Source organism: Streptomyces sp. NPDC056486 (assembly GCF_042795295.1).
Taxonomy (GTDB): Bacteria; Actinomycetota; Actinomycetes; order Streptomycetales; family Streptomycetaceae; genus Streptomyces.
The window spans coordinates 19,183-45,024 of sequence record NZ_JBHTSF010000026.1 but is presented as its reverse complement, the minus strand read 5'-3'; the positions used below and the strand labels follow the sequence as shown (position 1 = coordinate 45,024).

The window sequence follows — 25,842 nt, the reverse complement described above, 5'->3', positions numbered from 1 at the left end:
TCAGAGGCGGTAGACGCGGGTCGCGGTCCCGGCGAAGAGGGCGGCACGTTCGCTGTCGCTCAGCGAGTCGGTCAACTGCCGTGCCACGTCGATGACTTCGGCGTACGTGGCGGCCAGGGTACAGACGGGCCAGTCCGAGCCGAACATCAGCCGGTCAGGGCCGAAGGCGTCCAGGACGGTGTCCGCGTACGGGCGCAGGTCGTCGACCGTCCAGGTCTTGGCGTCCGCCTCGGTCACCAGGCCGGAGAGCTTGCAGACGGTGTTGGGGAGGGCGGCGAGCGAGCGGACGGCGGCGGCCCAGGGCTCGATGGCGCCGGACGCGATGGGCGGTTTGCCCAAGTGGTCCAGGACGAAGGTGAGTTCGGGGTGCTCCTGAGCAGCTTTTACGCAGGCGGGGAGCTGGTGAGGCAGGACGACGAGGTCGTAGGCGAGACCCGCCGAGCCGACCGCGGCCAGGCCACGGCGCACGTCGGGCCGTAGCAGCCACTGCGGGTCGGACTCGCCCTGGACCTGGTGCCGGATGCCCACCAGATACTGCCTGCCCGGGAGTTGACACAGCTCCGCGAGCGCGTCGGCGACGTCGGGGCGCGTGAGGTCGGTCCACCCCACGACGCCCGCCACCAGGTCGCTGTCCGCCGCCGCGATGGCCAGCAGCTCGGGGGTCTCATCGGCGACGGTGACCGTCTGGACGAGGACGGTCGCTGCGACACCGGCCGCGCGGGCCTCGGGCAGGAGGTCCGCGAGGGAGAAGTCCCTGCGGATCGGGGCGAGCGCGTCGCCGGTGATCCATTCCTGGTCGCGTACGGAGAGGTCCCACACATGGTGGTGGGCGTCGATCCGCCACGGCACGTCACTCATCACAGCTCCCATACGACGGGCAGCCCCGCCTCCGCGCCGTCGGACGAGTAGTCGTGCACGACGTCGAGCAGCTCGGCCATGCGCGCCTGCCAGGCGATGTTGACCGGCAGCTTGTCCAGCTCGGCGAGCATACGGGTGTAGTCCTCGCACTCCAGGACGTGGAAGAGGTCGGTGCCGCTGCGCCAGATCGTCCAGGAGGTGGCGCCCGCCGCGCGGATGGCGGCGACGAGCTCGGCAGGCACCTCGCGGTGCGCGGCGTCGTACTCGGCGAGGCGGTCGGCGCGGGCCTTGGTGTGCAGGGCGATTCTCACGAGGGGTCCTCTCCGGGGGCGGGGACGGGGACGTCGGCGGGCAGCAGCCCTTCGGCGCGGGCTTCCTTCCAGAAGTCGGCGGGGACAGCGGCCGTGAACTGCGCTGCCGCGCCCTGGACTTCGTACGGCGAGCGGGCGCCGACGAGGACGGTGGCCACCGCCGGGTGGGCCAGGGGGAAGGCCAGGGCCGCCGCGCGCAACGTGGTGCCGTGCCGCTCCGCCATCGACTTCAGGTGGCGGGCGCGGTCCAGGAGTGCACGGGGTGCGGTCGCGTAGTCGTAGGTCGCACCGGGTCTGGGATCGGCGAGCAGACCCGAGTTGAAGACGCCGCCGATCACCACCGCCCTGCCGCGCTGCTGCGCCGCCGGGAGCAGTTCGGCCAGGGCGCTCTGGTCAAGGAGCGTGTAGCGGCCCGCGCACAGCACGGCGTCGACGTCCGTGTCACGGACGAAGCGGGTGAGCATCGCCGTCTGGTTCATGCCCGCGCCGATCGCGCCGACGACGCCTTCGGAGCGCAGCCGCTCCAGGGCCGGATATCCCTCCCGGAAGGCCTGTTCCGCGTGGTCGTCCGGGTCGTGGAGGTAGACGATGTCGACGCGGTCGAGGCCCAGGCGGGTCAGGCTCGTCTCCAGGGAGCGGCGGATGCCGTCCGCGCTGAAGTCCCAGACACGGCGGTGCGTCGCGGGTACGGCGAAGCCGTGGTCGAGGTCGTCGCCCACGGGCCCGGGAACCTCTTCGAGGAGGCGGCCCGCCTTGGTCGAGAGCGTGTACGTCTCCCGTGGGCGCGCCCGCAGCGCTGCGCCCAGCCTGCGTTCGGACAGGCCGATGCCGTAGTGCGGTGCCGTGTCGAAGTAGCGGATGCCCGCGTCCCATGCCGCGTCGAGCGCCGCTGCCGCCTCCTCGTCGGTGATCGGCGTGTAGAGGTTGCCGAGTCCTGCGGCGCCGAAGGACAGCTCGGTCACCTCGACGCCGCAGGGTCCCAGGGTGCGCCGGGCCATGCCGCTCACTGGCCCGCCGGGCGCAGCCGCAGGCCCTGCATTCCGCCGTCGACGGCGAGCGCCGTGCCGGTGGTGGCGCCGGAGAGGGGGCTCGCCAAGTAGGCGATGGCGCCCGCGACCTCGTCCGCGGACACGAGGCGCCCTGTCGGCTGGCGGGCGGCGAGCGCGGCACGCTCGGCCGCCGGGTCGGGCGCGGCATCCAGGAGACGGCCGACCCACGGGGTGTCCACGGTGCCGGGGTTGACGCAGTTGACGCGCACTCCCTCGCGTACGTGATCCGCGGCCATGGCGAGCGTGAGCGAGAGCACCGCGCCCTTCGACGCCGAGTACAGGGCACGCTGCGGAAGGCCCGCGGTGGCGGCGATCGAGCAGGTGTTGACGATCGCCGCGTGGGTGGAGACGCGCAGGTGCGGCAGGGCGGCGCGGGTGGTGCGCACGATCCCGAGGACGTTCACGTCGAGCACCTTGTGCCACTGGTCGTCGTCGTTGTCCTCGACGGTGCCCTGCGCGCCGATCCCCGCGTTGTTGATCAGTACGTCGAGTCCGCCGAGGCCGGCCACGGCGGCGGCGACGGCTTCGCGCACCGAGGCGTCGTTCGAGACGTCGGCGCGGTAGCCGGTGAGCGGCTTCTCCACGCCGTCCGGATCCAGGTCGAGCACCGCCACCTGGGCGCCGCGCGCGGCGAGCAGTTCGGCCGTGGCCCGCCCTATGCCGGAGGCTCCGCCGGTGACCAGGGCCTTGAGACCCTCGAAGTCCTGGGCGTCACTCATGCAGCTGCTCCTTTGCCGTGTGCGAGGTTGCCGTGTGCGGGGTTGCCGTGTGCGGGGTTGCCGTGTGCGAGATCGGCGGCCCAGAAGGCGCCGTCCGGATAGGTGAATTCGGCGAGCGACTCGGCCCGCATGGTGGCGGAGAAGCCCGGCGCGGTGGGCGCCATGTAGTGGCCCTCGCGCAGCACGACGGGGTCGATGAAGTGGTCGTGGAGGTGGTCGACGTACTCGATGACGCGGTTCTCGGTGGTTCCTGCGAGCGCCACGTAGTCGAACATCGACAGATGCTGGACGAGTTCGCACAGGCCCACGCCACCCGCGTGCGGGCAGACCGGGACGCCGAACTTCGCCGCAAGCAGCAGGATCGCCAGGTTCTCGTTGACGCCGCCCACGCGCGCCGCGTCGATCTGCAGGACGTCGATCGCGCCCGCCTGGAGGAGCTGCTTGAAGACGATGCGGTTCTGCACGTGCTCACCGGTGGCGACCTTGACCGGGGCGACCGCCTTGCGGATCGCCGCGTGGCCGAGGACGTCGTCGGGACTGGTGGGCTCCTCGACCCAGTACGGGTCGAACTCCGCGAGCGCGCGCGTCCACTCGACGGCCTCGTCGACGTTCCAGCGCTGGTTGGCGTCGATCGCCATCCGGATGCCGGGTCCGATCGCCTCGCGGGCGGTACGGCAGCGGCGTACGTCGTCCGCGAGGTCCGCACCGACCTTCAGCTTGATCTGGGTGAAGCCGTCCGCCACGGCCTGGCGGGCGAGGCGGGTCAGCTTCTCGTCGCTGTAGCCGAGCCAGCCGGGCGATGTCGTGTAGCCGGGGAAACCGCGCTTCCGCAGCAGGGCTTCCCGGTCGACGGCTCCGTGGCGGCCCAACTGGAGCATTTCCAGAGCCTCTTGAGGCGCTAGTGCGTCGGCGATGTAACGGAAGTCGATCTGGGAGACCAGCCACTGGGGCTCTGCGTCGGCCAGGAACCGCCACAGCGGCTTGCGCGCGCGTTTGGCCGCCAGGTCCCACAGCGCGTTGACCACGGCCCCGATGGCCATATGCATCACGCCCTTCTCGGGCCCGAGCCAGCGCAACTGGCTGTCCCCGATCAGGTCGCGATTCAACGTCCCCGGATCGGCGCAGAGTTCCTCGACGGACCGGCCGAGCACGTGGTGGCGCAGCGACTGGATCGCGGCGACCTGGACGTCGTTGCCGCGCCCGATGGTGAAGGTGAAGCCGTGCCCCTCCAGACCGTCGTCCGCGTCGGTGCGCAGGACCACATAGGCGGCGGAGTAGTCGGGGTCCGGGTTCATCGCGTCGGATCCGTCAAGATCCCGTGAGGTCGGGAACCGTACGTCGTAGGTGTCGACCGCGGTGATGCGGGCTGAGGTCGGGGACACGGGAGGCCTTTCCGGAAAGGAGCAAGGAGGCGGGGAACCCGGAGCGGGGTCAGTCCTGTGCGCGGCCGGTGGTGACGCGCGCGATCATCAGGGCGACCAGGATGATTCCGCCGTAGATGGCCTGGATCCAGAAGGAAGGCACCTGGGCGAGAGTGAGCAGGTTCTGTACGACCCCGAGCAGCAGGACGCCGGTGAGGGCGCCGAACATGGTGCCCTTGCCGCCGTCGAGGCTGATGCCGCCGATGACCGCGGCCGCGAACACGGTGAAGATCATGTTCTGGCCCTGGTTGGCGTTGATCGCGCCGACGTAGCCGGTCTGCATGAGTCCCCCGACGGCGGCGAGGACTCCGGCGACGACGAACACGCCGAGCATCACGCGCTCGACGCGGATACCGGCGGCGCGTGCCGCGTCCGGGTTGCCGCCGATCGCGTACAGGGCACGCCCCACGCGGTGGTACTTGAGGACGAAGCCCGCGATGCCGAAGGAGACGGCGGCCAGCCACACGGAGAGCGGGATGGTCAGGAACGTCGAGGTGGCGAGGGTGTAGAAGGCATCGGGCATGCCGAAGAGCGTCTTGCCCTCGGTCGCGCCGACGAGCAGTCCGCGCAACACGATCAGCATGGCGAGCGTGACGATGAAGGCGTTGAGCTTGAGCTTCACCACGAGGATGCCGTTGAAGGCTCCGATGACCGCGCCGACGACGAGGATCGCGAGCAGCGCCACCACGGCGGGCATCTCGGTGCCGAATCCGGCCTGTGCGGCGGGCAGTACGAGCAGCGCGCCGACGGCGGGCGCGATGCCGACGACCGATTCGAGGGACAGGTCGAACTTGCCGGTGATGAGGACGAGGGACTCGGCGAGCACGACCATCGCGAGGGCGGCGGATGCGCCGAGGATGGAGATGAGGTTGCGTTCGGTGAGGAACGAGTCGTTCACGAGCGTGCCGAGCAGCATCAGCAGCAACAGGGCCGGGACCAGGGCGAGTTCGCGTGCGCGGCGCAACAGCACGGAGCGTGCCTGGGCGCGGGCGTTCTCGGCTTTCGCGGGCAGGTCCGGTGCGGTCGAGGCCGACGGGGCCTTCGTGTCAGCCACGGTCATTCACTCCTTCTTGCACTCCTTCGATGTCTGTCGCGCGCTCGGCCTCTCCCACGCCCTCGATCGAGGCGATCAGGTCGTGGTCGTTGAAGCCCGCCGCATGCTCGGCGACGACCCGGCCGTGGAAGAGGACCAGGACGCGGTCGCAGCGCCGCAGGTCGTCGAGCTCATCGGAGACGACGAGGACGGCGGTGCCGTCCTCGCGGGCGTTGTCCATGCGGGCGAGCAGTGACTCCTTGGACTTCACGTCCACGCCCGCGGTGGGGTTGATGAGGACGAGAAGCCTCGGGTCGGAGGCGAGCGCTCGCGCCATGACGACCTTCTGGGCGTTGCCGCCGGAGAGGTCGGACACGGGCTGGTCGGGCCCCTCGGCGTGGATGTCGAGGCGGTCGATCAGCTCCTCGGCGAAGCCGCGCTTGCGTTCGGTGCCGACGAAGCCGTACTTGCCGAGCCGGTCGAGCACGGTCATCGTGGCGTTGTCGCCGATCGTCATGCCGAAGACCAGGCCCTGGTCGTGCCGGTCGCGCGGCACGCAGCCGACACCGGCCCGCAGAGCGGCGGTCACGTCCCCGAACGGGAGTTGCTTGCCGTCGAGTCGGGCGCTGCCGCCGGTCGGCGTATGCAGCCCCGCGATGGTCTCGGCGAGGTTGATCTTGCCGCTGCCGCTGGAGCCGGCGAGGCCGACGACCTCGCCCTTGCGGACGGTCAGGTCGATGTCCGTGTACGACTCGCTGGTGAGGCCCTTGACGTCGAGCATCACCGGGGCGTCGGCGGGAACCTCGGTCCGTACGACGGACTCCTCGGCGGCTGCCTGGTCCCGCAGGGCCGCCTCGCCCGCCATGGCCTCGACGAGTGCGGCGCGCGGCAGTTCGGCGACGGGCGCGGTGGTGATCCAGCGGGCGTCGCGCAGGACGGTGACGGTCTGGCACACCTCGTACACCTCTTGGAGGTGGTGCGAGATGAAGAGGAAGGTGACGCCGGACTCCTGGAGCGCCCGCATGCGCGTGAAGAGCCGCTCGATCTCCCGGTTGTCGAGCTGCGCGGTGGGCTCGTCCAGGACGATGAACCTCGCACCGAAGCTCAACGCCCTTGCGATCTCCACCATTTGGCGGTCCTCGACCTTGAGGTCGGCGGTGCGCGCCTCCGGGTCGACGCGTACGTCCCAGGTGTCGAGCACCTCCGCTGCCTGGGTGCGCAGCTTGCGCCAGCTGATGAAGCCGCCGCGCCCTTCGGGCTGCCGGTTGATGAAGAGGTTCTCGGCAACGGTCAGGTCAGGCACGACAGTTGGCTTCTGATAGACGCAGGCCACCTTGCGGCGCCAGGCGTCGCGGTCGGTGAGCGGCGGTGCGGGCTCGCCGTCGAAGAGGACGGTGCCCGCGTCGGGGGCCTGGAGTCCGGTGAGGATGGTGACGAGGGTGGACTTGCCCGCGCCGTTGCGGCCGACGAGGGCGTGGGACTCACCGGGCAGGACGGTCAGCTGTCCGTCCTGCAGGGCGACGGTGGGTCCGTACCGCTTGGCTATGCCGGTCGCTTCGACTAGCGCGGGCGGCGCCGTCGGCCCCGGCGCGGGGGGCTTGGTCATCGGCGTACTCATTTGACCGTGTTGCCCCACAGCTTGGAGTCGTCCACGTTCTCCTTGGTGACCAGCGGAGCGGGCAGCTGGTCCTCGAGAATGCCGCTGGGCAGCTTCACGATGGTGGAGTCGTGGTCGGTCGGGCCCGGCTTGAACTTCTTACCGTTCATGGCGGCCTTGATGTAGAGCATCCCGTACTTGGCGTACGCGTCGGCGGGCTGCGACACCGTGGCGTCGATCTGGCCCTTGCGGATGGCGTCGAACTCCTGCGGGATGCCGTCGTTCGAGATGACGGTGATGTGCCCCTTCTGGCCCGCCTTCTTCAGCATTCCCTTGGACTTCAGGGTCTGCAGGGTGGGCGCGAGGTAGACGCCGCCCGCCTGCATGTAGATGCCCTTGATGTCGGGGTTGGAGTTGAGCAGCGTGTCCAGCTTCGACGCCGCCGTGTCGGACTCCCACTTGGCGGGGATCTCCAGGACCTTGACCTTGGGGTACTTCTTCTTCACGCAGGTGCGGAACGCCTCGGAGCGCTCGCGGCCGTTGACGGAGGCGAGGTCTCCCATGATCTGGACGACCTTGCCGGTCTTGACCTGCTTGCCGAGGTACTCGCAGGCCTTCTCGCCGTAAGCGACGTTGTTGGCCCGCACCACCATCGCGACCTTGCCCTTCTCGGGGGCGACGTCGACGGCGACCACGGGCACGCCCTTGCGCTCGGCCTGGTCGAGCCCGGCGGAGATCGCGGCGCTGTCGAGGGGCGCGACGACGAGCCCCTTGACCCCCTGGTTGAGCTGGTTGTTGATGTCGGTGATCTGCTGCGAGGGGTCGCTGTTGGAGTTGACCGTCTTCAGCGCGTCGACATCTTCGGACTTCGCCATCTTGGGTACGTAGTCGTTGTACGACTGCCAGAACGGCGAGGTCAGCAGGGGCAGGATCACCCCGACCTTGCCCTCTCCACCGCCTTCGCCGCCCGCGGGCGACGCGCTGTCCTTCGTACTTCCACATGCCGTGAGCACGAGGGACGCGCAGGCCGCCGCGGCGGCGATCCGCGCCGTCCGCGAAATCCCTGCCCTGCTGGACCTGTTGCGCACTGTTCTGCCGGCCATCTGACGGCTCCTCATCGAGCGTGAGTCGGGCGTGAATCGGGCGTGGATCGAGCGGGATCGGACGAAATCCCCGTTGCGTACTGGCGAGTCCTAGCGACTGATGGGCGAATATTTATCAGACCACTTGGCGCTCACAACACCCCTCGACGGCAAATTTTCCTCGTTTCAGACCGTAGTGGTCCGACCACATCTCTGATTAGACTGCGGCGCACTCGGCTAGTGGAGGAGCGTTACGTGGACCAGACCGCCCCGCAGAAGGGCACCGTGACGCAGCGGGCCATCGAGCAGATCACGGCGATGATCGGCGAGGGCAGGATCGAACCGGGCGAACGGTTGCCGACGGAACGGGACTTGGCCACGCAGCTGGGCATCTCGCGGAGTTCGATGCGGGAGGCGATTCGCGCGCTCACGGTGATGGGCGTCCTGGAAGCCCGGCACGGCTCGGGCATCTACGTCACCCAGCTGGAGGCCGGAGACCTCCTGGAGACCTTCGGCGTCGTGGCCGACCTGTCACGCGGACCCCGGATCGTGGAACTCCTTGAGGTACGCCGGGTCCTCGAATCCACGGCGACGGCGCTTGCGGCGGCCCGCATCTCGGCCGATCAACTGGCCGATGTGGAGAAGCACTTGGAGGCGATGAACGCCACGGAGGACCCGGAGGAGATCCTCTCCCACGACCTGGCGTTCCACCGCACGATCGCCTTCGCGGCGGGCAACGACACGATGGCGGCGATCCTGGAGGGCTTGTCCTCGCGCACGTTCCGCGCGCGGGTGTGGCGCGGCTACCAGGAAGAGGGCGCCTTCGAACGCACTCGCCGGGAGCACGCACGCATCCACCGGGCCCTGGTCGCCCGGGATCCGGAGGCGGCCAGGGCCGCGGCGGCGGCGCATGTGGGAGAGGTCGAGGAATGGATGCGGGCGCAGTTGGACGGCTGAGAGCTGTCCGAAGCTGCGCCCGGCCGTGGGGTCAGGACGGGCGGACCGCCGCTACGTCGATCTCCACGAGGATGTGCATCAGGTCCGAGCCGACCGTGGTGCGGGTCGGGTAGGGAGCGGTGAAGACCTCTTCGTACGCCTGGTTGAACTCCTGGAAGTCCCGGTGCAGATGTTGCAGGTGGACGGTGGTCTTGACCACGTCGGCCAGGGACAGACCCTGCGCCTCGAGTACCGCCTCGACATTCCGCAGGACCTGGGCCGTCTGGGCCCCGACCGTGGTTGCCACGGCGCCCGTGGCCGGGTCCTGGGGGCCGAAGCCCGCCGTCCAGACAAGGCCCGCCGCCTCGATCCCCTGGCTGTAGGCGCCTGCGGGCCGCGGCGCGGCGTCCGTGCGGATCTCGCGGTGGGGTGCTGCTGGGTGTGGGGTCCGCCCGGTCATCCCGTCAGGTCTCCCTCGCGCTCGTTGACCCCGGCGTAGTGCCGCAGTTTGTCCTCGTCGACGGTGACGCCGAGCCCAGGGCCCTGGGGGACGGTCAGTCGGCCCTCGCTCAGTTCGAGCGGCTCGATGATGTCGTCGGCGTGCAGGTAGTACATGGAGTCGATGGCCCGGTTGAGGACCGGTGTGCTGGCCACCACCGCCAGATGCGCCGCGGTGGCGATGCCGAGCTCGCCGCCGCTGTGCAGGTTCATGCCGAGGCCGAAGGTCTCGCAGTGCGCGGCCAGGGCCTTGGTCGGTGCGATGCCGCCCCACTTGTAGACGTCGCCGTGGATGATGTCGACGGCCCTCAGCCGCATCGCGGGTGCGAAGTCCTCGAAGCGGACCACGCACATGTTGGTGCACAGCGGGATGCGCACCTGGGCATGGACCTGGCTCATGCCCTCGATCCCGACGCAGGGGTCCTCCAGGTATTCGAGATGCAGGTCCTCCAGGGCCCGACCCGCGCTCACCGTGTCCGGCACCGACCAGGCGGCGTTCGGGTCGACCCGCAGTTTGATCGCGGGCAGGACCGCTCGGATGGCGCGCAGGATCTCCACGTCGCCGTCGATGTCGGTGGTGCCCTTCAGCTTCACGGCCTGGAAGCCGCCCTCGGCGACGACCTTGGCGGTGTGCTCGGCGAGCGCCGGGCCGAGGGCCTGACCGGTCGCGCCGCCCGCGTCAGCCCGGGTGATCAGCGCCGTCAGCGGCACCTGATCGCGCACCGCGCCGCCGAGGAGATCGGTCACCGAGTGCCCGCTGGCCTTGCCCATCAGGTCCCAGCAGGCGACATCGAGGGCGGCGATGGCGGCGTAGCCGAGGTAGCCGTGGAAGAACGGCACCATGTGCTGCTTGCGGTGGAAGGCCTCAAGGGCGAAGGGGCTCGTGCCTATCAGGTCATCGGCGAGCTTGCGCACGAGCGCGGCGACGGGCCTGCCCCACATGGTCTCGCCCCAGCCGACCAGACCGTCGTCGGTGCGGATGCGCACCACAGTGCGCGTCTCACCGGTCTTGGTCTCGAAGGAGCTGGTGAACGGGTTGGTCAGGGGCAGGTTGACGACCTGCACATCGACATCGGTGATCTTCAAGGGTCTCCTCGGTCCGTTCTCGTTCATTTCTCGTGTGCCGGGCATTTCTCGTCCGCCGGGCATTTCTCGTCCGCCGGGGCCTACGGCCGGGTCGCCGTGTCGAAGGCGCGGATCGCCTGCGCCAGTTGTGCCGCCCGCGCGTCGAGCAGCAGGCCGCCCCGCTCCCCGTCGGCGCCGGAGGGGTCGTCGGTGGCACCTCCCACCCGCTCCCATTCGCCGTACCGCTCGACGCTCAGGCCGGGGTGCGGCGGCCGGTCGAACAGGGGCGGCGGCTGCACCGGCTCGCGTACCGGCAGCGGGTTCATCACCAGGTCCGGGTGGGCGGACAGCATCAGGGAGGTCTCGAACCAGCCCGCGTGTCCTGGCGTCACATCGGGGCGTCCCGCGTCGTCGGCCTCGCCGAGGCTCCAGTACGAGCAGGCGGCCAGGGCGACATCCGTGTGCAGGGCGAATTCCTTGATCGCCAGACGCATCACCTCGTCGTTGCCGCCGTGCCCGTTGACGATCATGATCCGGCTGAAGCCGCTGCGGCTCAGCGAGCTCAGGATGTCGCCGAGCACCGCTGCGAGCGTCGCCGCGGACAGCGAGACCGCGGCGGCGAAGAGGTGGTGCGGGCTGTGTCCGTAGGGCAGCACGGGAAGCCGTACGACCTGCGGTCCTTCGTCGCCTTCGGCTCCTTCGGCTGCGAGCAGGGCCGCCGCGCGGTCCGTGACAGCGCTCGCGAGCAGGGTGTCGGTGCCCATCGGCAGATGCTCGGCGTGCTGTTCCTGGGAGCCGATGGGCAGCAGCGCGATACCGCTGCGCCCCGCCTCCCGTGTCTGGCGCCAGGTGAGCTCGGTCAGGTCAAGCACCGGTCTGTCTCCTCGGATCGTGCCGTGGCAGAGTCTGCGCATGGCTGTTGAACGTCCTCCGCTGCGCCTTGTCCCCGATCCGGCGCCGCGGCCACCCGCGCCGCGCCCGGCCCTCGGTGCGGTGGAGGTGCTGCCCGGAGTGGTCCGGGCCGCGCTGGTCTCCCGCGCGGGGAAGTTGCTGCACCGCACCGAGACGGCCTTCGACGCGAGCGGCCCGCGGCGGTGCGTGGACAGTGCGCTGCGGGAGGCGGTCCAGGCGTGCTTCACCGGACCCGGCCGGACACCGGACGGCATCGGAGTCGCCGCGGCAGGCCTGGTGGACCCGGAGACGGGAACCGTCCTTGAGGCCAACGACGTACCGGCGCTGCACGGCTACCCGGTGGCGGACGTCCTGCGCGACCTGGTGGGCGTGCCCGTCCATGTCGAGCACCGGGCCCGGCTGCAGGTCCTCGGCGACCGCTGGTTCGGGGCGGGCCGTGGCCGCCGTACCTTCGCCTCCGTATCGACCGGTGAGGTACTCGGTGTCGGCATCCTCTACGACGGCGCGGTGCTCGCCCCGCACGGCGGCCGCAGCGGCGCCCATATGACGGTGGCGGCCAGTGGCGAGCCGTGCACCTGCGGGGCGCGCGGCTGCTGGAAGACGATGGCGACCACCCGCTGGCTGCGGCAGCGGGCGCGGTCCGCGGGCCTTGCCGGGGTGGACTCCCTCGCGGATCTCGCGGACCGTACCGACACCGTGGCCCGCTCGCTCGTCGAGGAGTACGCGGACAATCTCGCCCTGGGCCTGGTCAACGTGCAGCAGCTCTTCGCGCCGGGTCTGTTCGTGCTGCACGGCGAGGCCCGTGAGGGCGGTGAGTCCTTCCGCGCCCGCATCGAGGAGCGGCTGCGGCGCGACACGGCCTGGTCGACGGCCGAGCCGCCGCGTGCCCTGCTCGGTGAGGTGGGCCCGGACGACGTGGCGCTGCTCGGCGGGGCAGGTCTTGTCCTGACCCACGCGTAGCCCCGCCTGCGCCGCCCCTCTCATCGGGCCCTCGCCGTCCGCCGGGAGCGGTATCCGTCGGGCCGTGGCACCGCGGCAAGGAGCTCCCTCGTATAGGGGTGCTGCGGGTGCTTGAGGACGGCGTCCACGGAGCCGGTCTCGACGATCCGGCCGTGGCGCATGACGGCCACCCGGTCGGCGACCTGCTGGACGACGGCCAGATTGTGCGAGACGAACACATAGGTGAGGCCGAGGCGTTGCTGCAGCTCGGTGAGCAGGTCGAGGACCTGGGCCTGCACCGAGACGTCGAGGGCGCTCGTCGGTTCGTCGAGGACCACGAGACGGGGCTCGGGCGCGAGCGCGCGGGCGATCGAGACGCGCTGGCGCTGGCCGCCGGAGAACTCGTGAGGGAAGCGGTCCTGCAGTCCCGCGTCGAGGCCCACCCGCGTGAGGAGTTCCCCGACCCGCTCGCGCAGCCGGGCCCTGCCTCGCCTGCCCCGGTAGGAGGCGTCATGGGTGACCAGGGGTTCGCCGACGATGTCGGTGATGCGCAGGCGGGGGTTCATGCTGGAGTACGGGTCCTGAAGGACCACCTGCATATGGGCGCGCATCCGGCGCAGTTCGGCGGCGGGAAGTCCTGCCAGGTCACGGCCCTCGAACCGGACGCTGCCCGCGGTCGGCTCGGTGAGCGCGAGGAGCAGCCGGGTCAGGGTGGTCTTCCCGGACCCCGACTCGCCCACGAGGGCCAGCGTTTCTCCCTCGGTGACGGTCAGCGATACGTCGTCGACGGCGAGGGTGGCGCCAGGACCGGTACCGAACTCCTTTCGCAGGCCCGTCAGTTCGAGCAGCGTCGTCATGCCGACTCCAGTCGGGGGGTCGCGGCGAGAAGGCGCCGGGTGTAGTCCTGCTGCGGGTCCTCGAACACGTCCGTGACGTGCCCGCTCTCCACGACCTGGCCGTGGTGCATCACCACGACGCGGTCGGCCGTCTCGGCCACCACGCCCAGGTCGTGGGTGATCAGTACGACGGCCATGCCGTGCCGTTCGCGCAGCTCGTCGAGGAGTTCGAGGATCTGGCGCTGCACGGTGACGTCGAGGGCGGTCGTCGGTTCGTCGGCGATGAGCACGCGGGGGCGTCCGACGAGCGCGGTGGCGATCATGACGCGTTGGCGCAGGCCGCCGGAGAGTTCGTGCGGGTACTGGCGTGCACGCCGCTCGGGCTCGGGGATGCCCACCTCGCCCAGGGCGCGTACCGCCTCCTTGCGGGCCTCGGTGCGGGAGGCGCCCCGGTGCCTCTGGAGCACTTCGGCGACTTGGTGGCCCACCCGTTGCAGCGGGTCGAGGCTGGTCATCGGGTCCTGGAAGATCATGGCGATGTCGTTGCCGCGGACCTCGCGCAGCTGCTTCTCCGACAGGGCGAGCAGATCCCGGCCTTCGAGGCGGATCTCGCCGCCGGTGTAGACGCACGGCGGTTCGGGGTTGAGCCGCAGGACGGAGAGCAGGGTGGCGGACTTGCCGCTGCCCGACTCGCCGACGACGGCCAGGGTCTCGCCCGCGTGGAGGTCGAGGCTGACACTGCGTACGGCGTGCACAGGGCCTGAGCCGAGGCGGAAGTCGACGGTCAGGTCCTTGATCTGGAGGAGAGGGGTCATCGGCGGTACGCCTTCGGGTCTGCGACGTCCCGCAGGGCGTCGCCGGTGATGTTGATGGACAGCGAGGTGAGCATCAGGGCGAGTCCGGGGAAGACGGCGATCCACCAGGCGGTGCCGAGGTACAGCTGGCCGTCGGCGAGCATGGCGCCCCAGGTGACGGTCTCCTTGGGAACGCCGAGCCCCAGATAGCTGAGCGAGGCCTCGGCGACGATGGCGGCCGCGATGTGCAGGGTGCCGATGGTCGCGAGGGGCGCCATCACGTTGGGCAGCAGGTGGCGGCGCAGGATGGTGAGATCGCGTACGCCGGTGGCGCGGGCCTGGGTGATGTAGTCGCGCGACCGCAGGGAAAGCACCTCGGCGCGCACCACCCGTGCGTAGGAGACCCAGCCGGTGAAGCCGAGGACGAGCACCACGTTCCACAGGCCCGAGCCCAGGAAGCCGACGATGGCGAGCGCCAGGAGCAGCGAGGGGAAGGCCAGTTGGATGTCGGCGGCCCGCATCAGGATCCGGTCGAACCGGCCGCCGCGGTATCCGGCGAACAGGCCGCAGGCCGCGCCCGCGACTCCGGCGAGCAGGGCGGCACCCACCCCGACGAGCAGCGAGATGCGCGAACCGTAGATCACGCGGGAGAGGAGATCGCGGCCGAGCTGGTCGGTGCCGAGCGGGTGGCTCGTGCTGCCGCCTTCCTGCCAGGCCGGGGGCTTGAGCCGGACCAGCAGGTTCTGGGCCGCCGGGTCGTGGGGGGCCAGGAGCGGGGCGAACACCGCGGCGAACACCATCAGGGCGAGGACACCGAGTGCGACGGCGGCCAGGCGGTTGCGCAGCAGCGTACGCAGGGCGGCGGAGCGTACGCGGGGCGTCTTCGCGGGCGGCAGGGGTGCGGGGGCAGCCTGGTCCTGGTCGGGTATCGGGGTGGTGGTCATCGCTGGGCCCGCACTCTCGGGTCGAGGAAGCTGTAGGACAGGTCGACGAGCAGATTGACGAGGACGAAGGCCGCCGCGAAGAACAGCACCGCCGCCTGCACCATCGGGAAGTCGCGGTGCGAGATGGCCTCGACGGTGAGCCGTCCGATGCCCGGCCAGGAGAAGACCTGCTCGGTGAGGATGGCGCCGCCGAGCAGTCCGCCGAACTCCAGGCCGATCACCGTGACGGTCGGCAGGGCCGCGTTGCGCAGGCCGTGGGCGATGACCACCTTGCCGGGGCTCAGGCCCTTGGCGCGTGCGGTGCGGATGTGGTCGGAGCCGAGCACGTCGATGAGGGAGGACCGCAGCAGTCTGGCGATGACGGCGACCGAGTAGACGGCCAGGGTGATGGCCGGGAGCACCAGATGGGCGAAGGTGCCGTAGCCGGATGCGGGCAGCGCCTTGAGCTGTACGGAGAAGACCAGGATGAGCAGGATGCCGATCCAGAAGGGCGGCGTCGACTGGCCGAGCAGGACGGCGGTCATCACGGAGGTGTCCCCGGCGCGTCCGCGCCGCATCGCCGCGTAGATCCCGGCCGGTATCGCCACCAGGAGCGTGATCACCATGGCACCGAGGGCGAGTTCCAGCGTGGCGGGCAGCCGCTCGGCGAGCACTTCGGCGACGGGTCTGCCGTGCACGAGCGAGTCGCCGAGGTCGAAGTGGAGCAGCCCCCACAGATAGTCGCCGTACTGCGCGAGCAGGGGTCGGTCGAGACCGAGTTGCGCGCGCAGGGTGTGCTCCTGGGCCGCGGTGGCATCCGGCGGAAGGAGCTGAGTGACCGGGTCGCCGGAGAGTCGTACGAGAAGGAAGGCGATGGTGGCGACGGCGAACAGGACGCCGAGCGCGGTGCCCAGGCGGGCCACGACCTGCCGCAGCAGGGGTGGCGCGGCGGCTGTCCGGCTCCGTGGCGCGGCGGCGGCCTTGCTCATCGGGAAACCTCCGCGCTCTCCATGGCCAGAGAGCCGTTGACGATGGGGGTCCAGTGGGCGCGGGTGGTGCGCGCCAGGATGATGTCCTGCTGGTAGAGCGGCACGAACGGCGCCTCGTCGAGCATGAGTTGCTGCAGTGCGGAGAAGGCCTTGGTGCGTTCCTCGGGGCTGACGGACAGCTCCTCGACGTCGATGAGCCGGTCGGCCCGCTCGGAGCGCCAGCGGCTCTGGCGCCGGTCGCTGCGCACGATGGACTGCAGCATGCTGCTGCCGTCGAGCGTCCACACGGAGCTTGCGGCCAGGTAGAGGGGGCCCAGAGCGTGCCGGTTCTTCGAGGTGATCCGGGCGGAGTAGGTGCCGGGGTCGAGGAGTTCGACGCGGGCGCGGATGCCGACCCGGGCGAGCAGTCCCGAGATGGCCTCGGCGACCTGGGCGTCGGTGTTGGACGCGGTGAGGGTGGTGGAGAAGCCGTCGGGGTGTCCTGCTGCGGCGAGGAGCCTGCGTGCCGTGCGCAGGGAGCGGCGGTAGGGCCGCAGCGAGTCGTCGAACCCGAAGGTGCCGTGCGGGATCATCGCGGGCACCTCGCGGGCCTTCCCGTCCAGTACGGCGTCGATGAGCAGGGGCACGTCAACTGCATGGTTCAGCGCCTGGCGCACCCTTCGGTCGCGCAACGGCCCGACCTGGGTGTCGAGGTTGAGGTAGGCGGTCCGGGTGCCGGGGTGGTTCTCCAGCTCCACGCCCCCGTATCCGGAGAGCTGCCGGGCGGCGTCGGGGGTGAGCCCGGTGACCAGGTCCACCTCGCCGCTCTGCAGGGCGGCGAGCGCGGATGCCGGGTTGGGCAGCGGCGTGAAGACGAGCTCCTCGACGTCCGGAGTGCCGTGGAAGTGCCCGGTGTTGCGCCGCATCCGCAGCTCACGGTCGCGCCGCCAGCTGGTGAAGCGGAAAGGGCCGGTGCCTATGGGATGGCGGGCGAAGGCCTCGTCGCCGACCTCTGCAAGGCGCTTGGGCGGCACGACAACACCGCCGAACAGTGAGAGCTTGGCGGGCAGGATCGGATCGTGCTGGCTGGTGTGGATGTCCACGGTGTGCGCGTCGACCACGGACACGCGCTTCACGTAGCGCAGTTCGACGATCGGCGAGCGGGTTGCCGGATCGAGGATCCGCTCGATGCTGAACTTGACGGCCGCCGCGTCGCAGGGCTCGCCGTTGTGGAAGCGCACACCCCGCCGCAGTCTGAAGCGCCAGATGTTCTTGGAGCGGGCGGACCAGGACAGCGCCAGGCGGGGGGCGAGCCGGCCCCGGGCGTCCAGAGCGGTCAGGGTGTCGAAGATGTTGATCAGGACGTTCATAGTGATCATGTCGCCCTGTTTGTGCGGATCGAGGGTCGAGGGGTCCTCGGCCTGCGCCACCCGAAGAACCCCGTCGCGCACGCCTCCGGCCTGGGCCCCGCAGCCGGTGAGCGCCGCGGGGACGGCGAGGGCGGGCACGGCAAGTGCCCCCAGCCGTAGGGCTCTACGACGTGACATACCTGGATGGGTCACGCGCCACGCACCCTTTCAATGTTCCATCGAACAGTACGAGCATTCCGTTCACCGGAACGCGGTTGGGTTAAGCTAAGCGACATGACGAAGGCGGTCAACACCCGGATCACCACCCGGACGGACACTCAGGCCGGCGCCAAGGGCCCCGTGGACAAAGCCCTTGAGGTCCTCGACGCGCTGGTGCGGCCACACGGCCCGCACCGGCTCGCGGACCTCGCGGCGTACACCGGGCTGCCCAAGCCCACGGTGCACCGGCTCCTCGGCACGCTCGGCGACAACGGCTACGCCGTCGCGCTGCCGGGCGGCAGATATCGCGCGGGGCCTCGGCTGCTCGGCCTCGCGGCGACCGCCCTCGCCGACAGCCCCGAACTGCGCCTGGCCCGGCCCGTACTGGCCGACCTGCGCCTGCGTACCGGACACGTGGCGCACTACTCGGTACGTGACGCCGACACCGCCGTGCACCTGGCCCAGTCCGAGGCGGCGGACACCTACCGCCTCGCCGTCCGGGCCGGGGGCACGGTCCCGCTGCACTGCAGCGCCGTGGGCCGGGCGATGCTCTCCGCCCTTCCGGAGGAGGAGGCCGCGGAGATCCTCGGCACGGCTGCTCTTCCGGCCGGGACACCGCACACAGTCACCGATCCGGAGGCCGTTCTCGCGGCACTGGCCTCGGTCCGCGCCCAGGGATACGCGCTGGACGACGAGTGCACCGAGCCGGACGTGCGCGCCGTGGCGGCTCCGGTCCTCGGGGCGGACGGCCGTCCGGTCGGTGCGGTGGGCATCATCGGTCCGACCTTCACGCTCGACGCGGAGAGCGTGGCGCTGTTCGGGCCCATGGTGCGTGCGGCGGCGGGCGTCATCTCGTCCTCGTCCGGCGGGAGTTCACTGCTGGGCCTGGTACGCGAATGAGCGCGCCCCGCGGCCCCCGCGATCTGCTCGCCGAGGCCCGACGGCACAGGCTGTTCTCCGCGGCGGCCTGGTCTGTCGGCACCGCGGACGGCATCGTCGACTCCGGGCACCTGGGCACCCGCCGCTGGGGCGGCCCCGCGCTCGACGGCACCGAACTGTGGGACCTGGCGTCGGTGACCAAACCCGTGGTGGGCCTGGTGGTCCTCGTCCTGGCCGAGCGGGGCGCGTTGGCCCTCACGGACCCGATCGAGGAGCTGCTGCCCGCCTACCGCGGCACGGACAAGGCCCGGATCACGGTCGGCCAGCTCCTCGCGCACACCTCGGGTCTACCGGGCGGTGTGCCGCTCTATCGCAGCTCCCCCACACGCCGGGAACTCCTCGAAGGCCTGCACGCGCTGCCCCTCGCGACGCGGCCCGGCACAGCGGTCTGGTACTCGTCGGCCGGCTTCATCCTGCTCGGCCTCATCGCCGAGGCGGCGGGTGGACAGCCGCTCGACGCGCTCGTCACCCATCTGGTCGGCGATCCCCTGGGGTTGACGGGCCTCACCTTCGCGCCGCGCGGCGACGACCGGGCGCACGCCGTGTCGACCGAGCACTGCGACTGGCGTGGCCATGTGGTGACGGGCGAGGTGCACGACGAGAACGCCGTCGTCCTGGGCGGCGTCGCGGGCCACGCCGGGCTGTTCGCCCCGCTCGCCGATCTCGAACGCCTGGGAGCGGCCCTGGTCAGGGGCGGTGACGGTCTCCTGGGCCCCGCCGCCTTCCGCCAGATGACGAAGTGCCACACGGAAGGGCTCAACCTGCGCCGCTGCCTGGGCTGGCAGGGGCAGGACCCCGTCGGCTCACCGGTCGGCGGCGCGATGGGCCCCGACTCGTACGGCCACACGGGCTTCACCGGCACGAGCCTCTGGGTGGACCCGGCCGCCGGACGCTTCCACGTACTGCTCGCCAACCGGGTACATCCGCGCCGCGACGGCAAACGCTTCCCCGCCGTCCGGCGAGCGTTCCACCACAGGGCGGCCCGCCTCGGCGCTGATCCCGGCTTGCCCTAACCTCCCCTGCCCTGTCCTCCCCTCCCCTCCCCTAGCCGATGAGGGTCTCCTTCGGGCGGACCACACAGAACTCGTTCCCCTCCGGATCGGCAAGGACGGTCCATGACTCCTTGCCGCTCTGGCCGACCTCCGCCCTGCGGGCGCCGAGTGCGAGCAGCCGCTCGATCTCTTCGTCCCGGTCCTCCGCCGAGGACGTCAGATCGAGGTGCAGACGGTTCTTGACGACTTTGCGGTCCGTCACCGGCATGAAGCAGATGCCCACGGGCGCGGTCTCGTCCGGACCGATCACGACCTCCCGCTCCCGCTCGGACAGGATCCGCCAGCGCAGCGCATCGGCCCAGAACCGGGCCAGGGCGGGCAGATCATGGGCGTCGATCACGATGTGATGCAGCGCGACAGGCATGTCGGCCAGTGTGCCCCGCTGATGCCCCGGCGCGCGAGGAATCGGGCCCCGGACCAGCTGGTGGAACCAGCCCGCCCGGGGCCCCGGTGTCAGCCTCTGCTCAGCGGCACGTCACGCCCGCGTCAGCCGCAACGTCACCAGCTCGAACGGCCGCAGTGTCAGTGCGACACCGTCGCCCGAGCGCACCGGCGCGGCGGCGTCGGCGAGGGGCCGTTCAAGGAGGTCCGTCACCTCTACGGAGCCGACCGGGAATCCCGCGGCCAGCGTCGCCTTCGCGCGACCGCCGCGCGACTCGTGGAAGCGGACGACCACGTCACCGCTGCCGTCGTCGGCGAGCTTGACCGCCGTGACGACCACGGCGTCGTTGTCGACCGTCACCAGCGGGGCCACATCGGCGCCGCCCGTGATCCGCCGCTCGGGAAGGTTGATCCGGTAGCCCTCCCGCACCGCGTCCCCGATCCCGGCCCCGGGAACGAGCGCGTGCCGGAAGCGGTGGACGCCCTGGTCCGTCTCGGGGTCGGGGAAGCGCGGGGCGCGCAGGAGCGAGGCGCGGACCGTCGTGGTCGTACCGGCGTCCGACGCGCGCACCGTACGCGTCACGTCATGGCCGTACGTCGAGTCGTTGACGAGGGCGACGCCCCAGCCCGGCTCCTCCATGTGCACGAAGCGGTGGTTGCACGCCTCGAACTTGGCGGCCTCCCAGCTCGTGTTGGTGTGCGTGGCCCGGTAGAAGTGGCCGAACTGCGTCTCCGACGCGTACCGCTCCGCGTGGATGTCCAGCGGGAACGCCAGCTTCAGGAACTTCTCCGTCTCGTGCCAGTCGACCTCCGTCTCGATGTCCAGGCGCATGGAGCCGGGCGTCAGGGACAGCACCTGTGTGAGCCGCGAGTCACCGAAGGTCCGCACGACACGGACCGACGTGCCGTCCTCGCCCGCCTTGATCTCCTCCGCCTCCGTGAGGTCGGTGACCGTGTTCCGGTAGAACTCGTCGACGTCCCACGCGTCCCACATGTTCGGGAAGTCGGCGTGGATCTGCGGCAGGTTCGCCGCCTGCCCGGGTGCGACGGTCTCCCGGTCGGCCGCGATGTCGTACGCCGAGACGATCAGGCCGCGCGCGTCGATCTCGACCCGCAGCAGGCCGTTGTCGAGGACGTAACCGCCGTCGGCGCGCGAGGCGATCGCCGACTGGCCGTCGATGGCGGCGGGGCGGGCGCCGCCCGCGGGAACGCCGTCGCGGGTGTGCGGGGTGGAGTTGAAGACGAGAGTTCCCGTGCCGCCTTCGCCCGCCAGTGCGCGCTGGGCCGCTTCGATGATGCCGTTCAGCTCGTCGGCGACCGCCGCGTACGTCGCCCGCGCCTCCCTGTGTACCCAGGCGATGGACGAACCGGGCAGGATGTCGTGGAACTGGTGGAGCAGGACCGTCTTCCAGATGCGGTCCAACTCCTCGTAGGGATAGGCGAAATCGGGCGCCCGGACGGCCGCCGTGGCCGCCCACAGCTCCGCTTCCCGGAGCAGGTGCTCGCTGCGGCGGTTGCCCTGCTTGGTGCCCGCCTGGCTGGTGAGGGTTGCGCGGTGGAGCTCCAGGTACAGCTCGCCCACCCAGACGGGGGCGTTGGGGTACTCCGCCTCGGCCTTCTCGAAGAAGGCGGCGGGCGTCTCCCACTCGACGGTCGCCGAACCCTCCAGGTCACGGAGGCGTCCCGCCTTCGCGATCATCTCGCGGGTGGTGCCGCCGCCTCCGTCGCCCCAGCCGGTCGGCGCCAGGGAGTGCCTGGCGACTCCCTTGTCCTTGAAGTTCTTCGCCGCGTGGGCGATCTCGCTGCCCTTCATCGAGCAGTTGTAGGTGTCGACGGGCGGGAAGTGCGTGAAGATCCGGGTGCCGTCGATGCCTTCCCAGTTGAAGGTGTGGTGCGGGAAGCGGTTGGTCTGCGACCAGGAGATCTTCTGTGTGAGCAGCCACTTGGACCCGGCCGCCTTGATGATCTGCGGAAGCCCTGCCGCGAATCCGAAGGTGTCGGGCAGCCACGCCTCGTCGTTCTCGATGCCGAACTCGTCGAGGAAGAACCGCTTGCCGTGCACGAACTGGCGGGCCATCGCCTCCGACCCCGGCATGTTCGTGTCCGACTCGACCCACATGCCGCCCGCGGGCACGAACCGCCCGTCGGCGACCGCCTTCTTGACCTTCGCCCACACCTCGGGCCTGTGCTCCTTGACCCACGCCCACTGCTGCGCCTGCGACATGGCGAAGACGAAGTCCGGCTCGTCCTCGATGAGCGCGGTCATGTTCGACGTCGTACGCGCGACCTTGCGCACCGTCTCACGCAGCGGCCACAGCCACGCGGAGTCGATGTGCGCGTGGCCGACGGCGCTGATGCGGTGGGCCGAGGGCTCGGCGGGGGTGGCCAGGACGCCTTCGAGCTCGGCGCGGGCCGCGGGCGCCGAGCCGTTCACGTCCTGGAGGTCTACGGCGTCAAGGGCGCGGCCGATGGCGCGCACGATCGCATAACGGCGCCCGGAGTCCTCGGGGAGTTCCTGCATCAGCTCGCCGAGCACTTCGAGGTCGATGACCAGCTGCCACACGGTCTCGTCGAAGACGGCGAGGTCCATGCGGGCGAGCTTGTACTGGGGCTCGCTGCCCGCCGTCTCCTTGTCGCCGAGTTGCGTGGGCAGGAAGGGGTGGTAGTCGAGGATGACGGGGTTGGACGCTGCCTCGATGTGCAGCTTGACGTTCTCGCCGCCGGTTGCCGGGGCGGCGATCCGCACCCACTGGTTGCGGGGGTTGAGGCCCTTCACCGGGGTGCCGTCGGGGCGGTAGACCAGGCCCTCGCACTGGAATCCGGGCATGTTCTCGTCGAAGCCGAGGTCGAGGATGGCCTCGACGGTCTTCCCCGCCCAGTGTGCGGGCACGGTGCCGGTCACCTGGAACCAGCTGGTGGACCAGGGGGCGCCCCAGGCGGCGCCGGCCTCGGTCGGCTCGGGGGTGGCGGCGAGCCCCTCCGCGACCGGCACGGGCTCGCCCGGGGCGGTCCATACGGCGACGTCCAGGGGGACGGACTCGGGGTAGACGGCGGGGCGGATGCGCTCGTCGAGGACGCGCTTGAGGCGGGCTTCTATGAGGGTGCGGTCGTCGTGCATGTTCTCTCCGTGATGTTGGTGCGGGCGCGTGGGAGGTTGCTGTAGCGGGGGTTCCTTTCCCCAACCCCGCCCCTTCCCGATGTTCGTAAGTAGGTGTTCTGTCCCGCCCGGCATCTGACCGGGCGGGACGTCTTCTTCCTGCGCCTATGACTACGGGGTGGGGATCTCGTCATCGGGGGTTGGTCCGGCTCCGAGCTTAGGGGCGCAGTTGGGGCAGGCGTACAGGGTGGTTCCGGGGCCGCTCGTGCTCTGTATCCAGCGGACTGCCACGGGGGCCGTGGTGAGTTCGTGGCACTCGGCACAGAGCGCGACGTGACCCGCGAGGACGACCGGGAACAGTTCTTCGGCGGTCACGCTGACACCCCCGCAGCGGCGAACGCGGACCGGGGGAACGGGGCACCCTCGTACGTGTACGGGTAGTCCACGCCCATCGTTGCGAGGGCTGCCGCGCGTCGCCGCTCCTGGATGACCCCGAGTTCCATGGTGGTCTCGGCTTCCCGCCGGAAGAGCGCTGCGGCTTCTTCTTTAGTCGGTCCGGACCACGGGCGGGACCAAGGGGTGACCGGTGCGGGGATCGGGGTGGACAGCTCGGCCAGGAATGCGGCGGAGTGGCGTCCGGGGTGCCGAGGGGCGAGGACGGAGAGCACCCACGAAAGGGCTCGGGCGATAGCATCGCGCATAGTCGTTCAGCTCCTAGAAAGCTGTTCGGCGGAGCCCCGGCGGACCGGTCCTAAGCGGTCTGTCGGGGCGTTTCACGTTCGACGGTAAAGCAACTCCTCTACCCTCGTCTACCTACGTACGGCAACGGGTGCCCGCGTGTCCGGTTGTCTACGCTTTCCCCATGGGCCCGAGCATTGACTACGAAGCACCGACACCGCCGTATCAGCAGATCGCAGCGGAGATCATTCGGGATATCGAGTCCGGCGTTCTTGCCGTGGATCGGCCGATCCCGTCCGAGGCCGCGATCACTCAGCGGTGGGGCGTGGCTCGGGACACCGCACGCCGAGCGGTGCGGCACCTGCGGGAACTCGGGTACGTCTACACCGTGCCGCAGCGAGGTACGTACGTCCGGGATCGCAGCGGCGAGGGCCAAAGCGCAAAGTAGCCCCGCCCATGCGCCACGGGGGCAGCACACGGGCGGGGCCCGGTCTCCCTACGGCCCGAGTTTGACGGCACCGGCCGCAGGGGGTTTATGGGGCCATTCTCGCCACTAGGTAGGTCACGACTGCTGACCATGTGAGCCACCCGAGAAACGCGGCGGCCCACCTCCAGCTCATGACGCGGGGATCAGTTGCTCGGGGTCTGCCGTCCACTCGATGCCCCCGCCCTCGGGTCGGACGAACGCGGTTAGTCCCAGTACTTGAAGACGGGTAGCCGCATCCTCGTATCCGTCCACAAGATCGACCAGAGTCCCCGTGCGCTCTCCGTCCGTTACGGTCTTGCCGACATCTGCCCTGGTAACGCTCACCGGTGGAACACCTCCACGTGGCGGCGTAGCCGTTCGATGTGCTGCGTTTCTGCCTCGCGGTCGCCGTTCACCCGAGACACGTTCAGATCTTGGGCCCGGTCGTAACAACCCCGACATCCCTCCACAGGCCCCATCTCTTCCTCGGCGAGGCTCACCAGCTCCGGGGCCGATAAGGCGCCTGTACGACCGGTGGAGGCACTCATGCCAGCGCCACCCCCTCACGCTGCAACTCGGCCACCCGAGACAGCTTGGGCGGGTCGTGGGGGTGGTTGTTGATCTCGATGAGTAGGTCTCGGTCGCCTGCCTCATCCCACTGTTTCGCCAGCGCGCCGCACACGTCGCATCCCTCGGCCGGAGTCGCCCGAATCTCCGGGGTCGGATGGCTGGACACGATCATTCGCGTAGTGGTGTCCGCTGCCTCTGTCTTCCCCGCCATGCTGCCGTCCCCTCGCGTGGTCCGTTGGCCAACCACGCTAAGAACGCCGACAAGCCAACCGCCAGCCGGTTGCACGAGGTTGCACACCAATCACGACAACTGGTCCATGGCGGCCGAGATAAGCGCACGAGCGTTCGCCCCGTAGACCGCCAGCGCGGCCAACTCCGCGAACGTTTCCGCGTACATGGCTACCTCGCTAGGTTGCGTGATCGTGAGGTACCCGGAGATCAATTCGACATTGACTTGCGTCGTGTCATAAATCCAGAAACCTTCAGCCGGCCAGCGCTCCCTATCCGGGGCCATAGGCACAACTCCCAAACTCACGTTGGGAAGTGAAGCCACCGATACGAGGTGGCCAAGCTGTCCGGCCATTACCTCAGCGCCACCAATACCAGCGCACAAAACTGACTCTTCAACAAGGAAGGCGAACTTCCGATCGCCCTCGTACAGCACGCGTTGCCGTTCCATACGCGCGGCCACCGCTTCGGTCACATCGTCCACCAAACCGCGCCGACGCTGAATTGCCTGTAGCGCTGCCGTCGTGTAGGGACGCGTTTGAATCATGCCGGGCACAAGCCACGAGGAATAAGAGCGGAAACGGCGGGTGCGCTGATACAGCGGTAGGCGGGATTCCTGTGCCTGTTTGAGTCCGGCCCGCTCCATTCGGCGCCAACCGATCCACATTCCCTCGGCCGTTCGCAGCGAGGCAATCAAATCTTCGGTTTGATCGTCGGCACCGCACGCCTGACACCACGCCCGGATATCGTCAGCGGACGGGGGCGTACGGGCATTCATGATGCGGGAAGACTTGGACTTACTCCATTCGCAGAGATCCGCGATATCGGCCCCGGTAAAGCCAGCATCCCGACAGATTTCCGCGAGACGATCCGCGAGAGCCTGCCGGGCCTGCTGAGCACTGGAGTACGAGGAGACAGCCAT

27 protein-coding genes are annotated in these 25,842 nt (G+C 70.1%); 5 read left to right on the top strand and 22 right to left on the bottom strand.

The genetic code is table 11. The features are described from left to right. Genes ACFQ7F_RS13785 through ACFQ7F_RS13750 form a run of 8 tightly spaced genes read right to left on the bottom strand, consistent with a single transcriptional unit; the run spans position 1 to position 8,091 of the window. Positions 1-858, bottom strand: coding sequence for an amidohydrolase family protein (locus ACFQ7F_RS13785; protein WP_383270057.1), 858 nt, complete (start codon positions 856-858; stop codon positions 1-3). After that, positions 858-1,169 (bottom strand): L-rhamnose mutarotase, encoded by a 312-nt coding sequence (locus ACFQ7F_RS13780; RefSeq protein WP_383270056.1) that lies wholly within the window; start codon positions 1,167-1,169, stop codon positions 858-860. The genes ACFQ7F_RS13785 and ACFQ7F_RS13780 overlap by 1 nt, the downstream gene beginning before the upstream one ends. Next, positions 1,166-2,167: an aldo/keto reductase gene (locus ACFQ7F_RS13775; RefSeq protein WP_383270054.1), complete on the bottom strand. Its 1,002-nt coding sequence runs from the start codon at positions 2,165-2,167 to the stop codon at positions 1,166-1,168. The genes ACFQ7F_RS13780 and ACFQ7F_RS13775 overlap by 4 nt, the downstream gene beginning before the upstream one ends. Before the next feature lie 5 nt (positions 2,168-2,172). Then, on the bottom strand, positions 2,173-2,937 hold the full coding sequence (locus ACFQ7F_RS13770) for an SDR family NAD(P)-dependent oxidoreductase (protein WP_383270053.1): 765 nt from the start codon (positions 2,935-2,937) through the stop codon (positions 2,173-2,175). After that, positions 2,934-4,319 (bottom strand): L-fuconate dehydratase, encoded by a 1,386-nt coding sequence (locus ACFQ7F_RS13765; RefSeq protein WP_383270051.1) that lies wholly within the window; start codon positions 4,317-4,319, stop codon positions 2,934-2,936. Before ACFQ7F_RS13765 ends, ACFQ7F_RS13770 begins: the two co-directional genes overlap by 4 nt. 49 nt (positions 4,320-4,368) lie before the next feature. Then, positions 4,369-5,412 (bottom strand): ABC transporter permease, encoded by a 1,044-nt coding sequence (locus ACFQ7F_RS13760; protein ID WP_383270049.1) that lies wholly within the window; start codon positions 5,410-5,412, stop codon positions 4,369-4,371. Continuing rightward, positions 5,405-6,997 carry a sugar ABC transporter ATP-binding protein gene (locus tag ACFQ7F_RS13755; protein ID WP_383270047.1) on the bottom strand — a complete coding sequence of 531 codons (1,593 nt, stop codon included), beginning with the start codon at positions 6,995-6,997 and terminating at the stop codon, positions 5,405-5,407. The genes ACFQ7F_RS13760 and ACFQ7F_RS13755 overlap by 8 nt, the downstream gene beginning before the upstream one ends. Positions 6,998-7,005: 8 nt before the next feature. Beyond that, complete coding sequence (locus ACFQ7F_RS13750) at positions 7,006-8,091, bottom strand: sugar ABC transporter substrate-binding protein (protein WP_383270045.1); 1,086 nt, start codon at positions 8,089-8,091, stop codon at positions 7,006-7,008. A 234-nt stretch (positions 8,092-8,325) separates the two neighbouring features. Here ACFQ7F_RS13750 and ACFQ7F_RS13745 point away from each other — a divergent pair, with 234 nt between their 5' ends. Next, on the top strand, positions 8,326-9,027 hold the full coding sequence (locus ACFQ7F_RS13745) for a FadR/GntR family transcriptional regulator (protein ID WP_383270044.1): 702 nt from the start codon (positions 8,326-8,328) through the stop codon (positions 9,025-9,027). A gap of 31 nt (positions 9,028-9,058) precedes the next feature. Here the strand turns inward: ACFQ7F_RS13745 and ACFQ7F_RS13740 are convergent, their stop codons facing one another. From ACFQ7F_RS13740 to ACFQ7F_RS13730, 3 genes are all read right to left on the bottom strand, one after another. Then, positions 9,059-9,466 (bottom strand): RidA family protein, encoded by a 408-nt coding sequence (locus ACFQ7F_RS13740; protein WP_383270042.1) that lies wholly within the window; start codon positions 9,464-9,466, stop codon positions 9,059-9,061. Next, positions 9,463-10,590: a mandelate racemase/muconate lactonizing enzyme family protein gene (locus tag ACFQ7F_RS13735; RefSeq protein WP_383270040.1), complete on the bottom strand. Its 1,128-nt coding sequence runs from the start codon at positions 10,588-10,590 to the stop codon at positions 9,463-9,465. Before ACFQ7F_RS13735 ends, ACFQ7F_RS13740 begins: the two co-directional genes overlap by 4 nt. An 80-nt stretch (positions 10,591-10,670) precedes the next feature. Further along, positions 10,671-11,483: a creatininase family protein gene (locus tag ACFQ7F_RS13730; RefSeq protein WP_383270038.1), complete on the bottom strand. Its 813-nt coding sequence runs from the start codon at positions 11,481-11,483 to the stop codon at positions 10,671-10,673. Here ACFQ7F_RS13730 and ACFQ7F_RS13725 point away from each other — a divergent pair. Then, positions 11,482-12,441: an ROK family protein gene (locus ACFQ7F_RS13725; RefSeq protein ID WP_383270036.1), complete on the top strand. Its 960-nt coding sequence runs from the start codon at positions 11,482-11,484 to the stop codon at positions 12,439-12,441. The genes ACFQ7F_RS13730 and ACFQ7F_RS13725 overlap by 2 nt on opposite strands. Before the next feature lie 20 nt (positions 12,442-12,461). Here the strand turns inward: ACFQ7F_RS13725 and ACFQ7F_RS13720 are convergent, their stop codons facing one another. Genes ACFQ7F_RS13720 through ACFQ7F_RS13700 form a run of 5 tightly spaced genes read right to left on the bottom strand, consistent with a single transcriptional unit; the run spans position 12,462 to position 17,488 of the window. Then, positions 12,462-13,277 carry an ATP-binding cassette domain-containing protein gene (locus ACFQ7F_RS13720; protein ID WP_383270034.1) on the bottom strand — a complete coding sequence of 272 codons (816 nt, stop codon included), beginning with the start codon at positions 13,275-13,277 and terminating at the stop codon, positions 12,462-12,464. Further along, entirely contained in the window at positions 13,274-14,071 is a 798-nt protein-coding gene (locus ACFQ7F_RS13715) for an ATP-binding cassette domain-containing protein (RefSeq protein WP_383270032.1), read from the bottom strand. Before ACFQ7F_RS13715 ends, ACFQ7F_RS13720 begins: the two co-directional genes overlap by 4 nt. Further along, the gene (locus ACFQ7F_RS13710) at positions 14,068-14,994 is read right to left on the bottom strand and encodes an ABC transporter permease (RefSeq protein ID WP_383270031.1); all 927 of its coding nucleotides are present in this window, start codon (positions 14,992-14,994) and stop codon (positions 14,068-14,070) included. The genes ACFQ7F_RS13715 and ACFQ7F_RS13710 overlap by 4 nt, the downstream gene beginning before the upstream one ends. Continuing rightward, positions 14,991-15,962, bottom strand: coding sequence for an ABC transporter permease (locus tag ACFQ7F_RS13705; RefSeq protein ID WP_383270029.1), 972 nt, complete (start codon positions 15,960-15,962; stop codon positions 14,991-14,993). The genes ACFQ7F_RS13710 and ACFQ7F_RS13705 overlap by 4 nt, the downstream gene beginning before the upstream one ends. Next, complete coding sequence (locus ACFQ7F_RS13700) at positions 15,959-17,488, bottom strand: ABC transporter substrate-binding protein (RefSeq protein ID WP_383270027.1); 1,530 nt, start codon at positions 17,486-17,488, stop codon at positions 15,959-15,961. Before ACFQ7F_RS13700 ends, ACFQ7F_RS13705 begins: the two co-directional genes overlap by 4 nt. A 96-nt stretch (positions 17,489-17,584) precedes the next feature. On the opposite strand from ACFQ7F_RS13700, the gene ACFQ7F_RS13695 reads away from it, so the two are divergent. Next, positions 17,585-18,409 carry an IclR family transcriptional regulator gene (locus ACFQ7F_RS13695; RefSeq protein ID WP_383270026.1) on the top strand — a complete coding sequence of 275 codons (825 nt, stop codon included), beginning with the start codon at positions 17,585-17,587 and terminating at the stop codon, positions 18,407-18,409. After that, the gene (locus ACFQ7F_RS13690) at positions 18,406-19,461 is read left to right on the top strand and encodes a serine hydrolase domain-containing protein (protein WP_383270024.1); all 1,056 of its coding nucleotides are present in this window, start codon (positions 18,406-18,408) and stop codon (positions 19,459-19,461) included. Before ACFQ7F_RS13695 ends, ACFQ7F_RS13690 begins: the two co-directional genes overlap by 4 nt. Before the next feature lie 31 nt (positions 19,462-19,492). Here the strand turns inward: ACFQ7F_RS13690 and ACFQ7F_RS13685 are convergent, their stop codons facing one another. From ACFQ7F_RS13685 to ACFQ7F_RS13670, 4 genes are all read right to left on the bottom strand, one after another. Continuing rightward, a complete protein-coding gene (locus ACFQ7F_RS13685) occupies positions 19,493-19,864 on the bottom strand; it encodes a VOC family protein (RefSeq protein ID WP_383270023.1) in 372 nt (123 codons plus the stop codon). A 111-nt stretch (positions 19,865-19,975) separates the two neighbouring features. Next, a complete protein-coding gene (locus tag ACFQ7F_RS13680; RefSeq protein WP_383270022.1) occupies positions 19,976-22,999 on the bottom strand; it encodes an alpha-mannosidase in 3,024 nt (1,007 codons plus the stop codon). Positions 23,000-23,149: 150 nt separating this feature from the next. After that, entirely contained in the window at positions 23,150-23,353 is a 204-nt protein-coding gene (locus tag ACFQ7F_RS13675; RefSeq protein WP_383270021.1) for a hypothetical protein, read from the bottom strand. Then, complete coding sequence (locus ACFQ7F_RS13670) at positions 23,350-23,679, bottom strand: hypothetical protein (protein WP_383270019.1); 330 nt, start codon at positions 23,677-23,679, stop codon at positions 23,350-23,352. Before ACFQ7F_RS13670 ends, ACFQ7F_RS13675 begins: the two co-directional genes overlap by 4 nt. A gap of 161 nt (positions 23,680-23,840) precedes the next feature. On the opposite strand from ACFQ7F_RS13670, the gene ACFQ7F_RS13665 reads away from it, so the two are divergent. After that, positions 23,841-24,104 (top strand): GntR family transcriptional regulator, encoded by a 264-nt coding sequence (locus ACFQ7F_RS13665; protein ID WP_383270017.1) that lies wholly within the window; start codon positions 23,841-23,843, stop codon positions 24,102-24,104. A gap of 562 nt (positions 24,105-24,666) precedes the next feature. Here ACFQ7F_RS13665 and ACFQ7F_RS13660 read toward each other — a convergent pair. Further along, entirely contained in the window at positions 24,667-24,864 is a 198-nt protein-coding gene (locus tag ACFQ7F_RS13660; protein ID WP_383270015.1) for a hypothetical protein, read from the bottom strand. A gap of 129 nt (positions 24,865-24,993) precedes the next feature. Beyond that, positions 24,994-25,842, bottom strand: a complete 849-nt coding sequence (locus ACFQ7F_RS13655) for a helix-turn-helix domain-containing protein (RefSeq protein ID WP_383270014.1) — start codon at positions 25,840-25,842, stop codon at positions 24,994-24,996.

Bases quoted from the DNA above. Each gene is read 5' to 3' on its own strand.
- ACFQ7F_RS13785 (WP_383270057.1), bottom strand. From the start codon at position 858: ATGAGTGACGTGCCGTGGCGGATCGACGCCCACCACCATGTGTGGGAC.
- ACFQ7F_RS13775 (WP_383270054.1), bottom strand. From the start codon at position 2,167: ATGGCCCGGCGCACCCTGGGACCCTGCGGCGTCGAGGTGACCGAGCTG.
- ACFQ7F_RS13770 (WP_383270053.1), bottom strand. From the start codon at position 2,937: ATGAGTGACGCCCAGGACTTCGAGGGTCTCAAGGCCCTGGTCACCGGC.
- ACFQ7F_RS13755 (WP_383270047.1), bottom strand. From the start codon at position 6,997: ATGACCAAGCCCCCCGCGCCGGGGCCGACGGCGCCGCCCGCGCTAGTC.
- ACFQ7F_RS13750 (WP_383270045.1), bottom strand. From the start codon at position 8,091: ATGGCCGGCAGAACAGTGCGCAACAGGTCCAGCAGGGCAGGGATTTCG.
- ACFQ7F_RS13740 (WP_383270042.1), bottom strand. From the start codon at position 9,466: ATGACCGGGCGGACCCCACACCCAGCAGCACCCCACCGCGAGATCCGC.
- ACFQ7F_RS13725 (WP_383270036.1), top strand. From the start codon at position 11,482: ATGGCTGTTGAACGTCCTCCGCTGCGCCTTGTCCCCGATCCGGCGCCG.
- ACFQ7F_RS13730 (WP_383270038.1), bottom strand. From the start codon at position 11,483: ATGCGCAGACTCTGCCACGGCACGATCCGAGGAGACAGACCGGTGCTT.
- ACFQ7F_RS13720 (WP_383270034.1), bottom strand. From the start codon at position 13,277: ATGACGACGCTGCTCGAACTGACGGGCCTGCGAAAGGAGTTCGGTACC.
- ACFQ7F_RS13715 (WP_383270032.1), bottom strand. From the start codon at position 14,071: ATGACCCCTCTCCTCCAGATCAAGGACCTGACCGTCGACTTCCGCCTC.
- ACFQ7F_RS13710 (WP_383270031.1), bottom strand. From the start codon at position 14,994: ATGACCACCACCCCGATACCCGACCAGGACCAGGCTGCCCCCGCACCC.
- ACFQ7F_RS13705 (WP_383270029.1), bottom strand. From the start codon at position 15,962: ATGAGCAAGGCCGCCGCCGCGCCACGGAGCCGGACAGCCGCCGCGCCA.
- ACFQ7F_RS13700 (WP_383270027.1), bottom strand. From the start codon at position 17,488: ATGTCACGTCGTAGAGCCCTACGGCTGGGGGCACTTGCCGTGCCCGCC.
- ACFQ7F_RS13695 (WP_383270026.1), top strand. From the start codon at position 17,585: ATGACGAAGGCGGTCAACACCCGGATCACCACCCGGACGGACACTCAG.
- ACFQ7F_RS13690 (WP_383270024.1), top strand. From the start codon at position 18,406: ATGAGCGCGCCCCGCGGCCCCCGCGATCTGCTCGCCGAGGCCCGACGG.
- ACFQ7F_RS13685 (WP_383270023.1), bottom strand. From the start codon at position 19,864: ATGCCTGTCGCGCTGCATCACATCGTGATCGACGCCCATGATCTGCCC.
- ACFQ7F_RS13680 (WP_383270022.1), bottom strand. From the start codon at position 22,999: ATGCACGACGACCGCACCCTCATAGAAGCCCGCCTCAAGCGCGTCCTC.
- ACFQ7F_RS13670 (WP_383270019.1), bottom strand. From the start codon at position 23,679: ATGCGCGATGCTATCGCCCGAGCCCTTTCGTGGGTGCTCTCCGTCCTC.
- ACFQ7F_RS13665 (WP_383270017.1), top strand. From the start codon at position 23,841: ATGGGCCCGAGCATTGACTACGAAGCACCGACACCGCCGTATCAGCAG.
- ACFQ7F_RS13660 (WP_383270015.1), bottom strand. From the start codon at position 24,864: ATGATCGTGTCCAGCCATCCGACCCCGGAGATTCGGGCGACTCCGGCC.
- ACFQ7F_RS13655 (WP_383270014.1), bottom strand. From the start codon at position 25,842: ATGGCTGTCTCCTCGTACTCCAGTGCTCAGCAGGCCCGGCAGGCTCTC.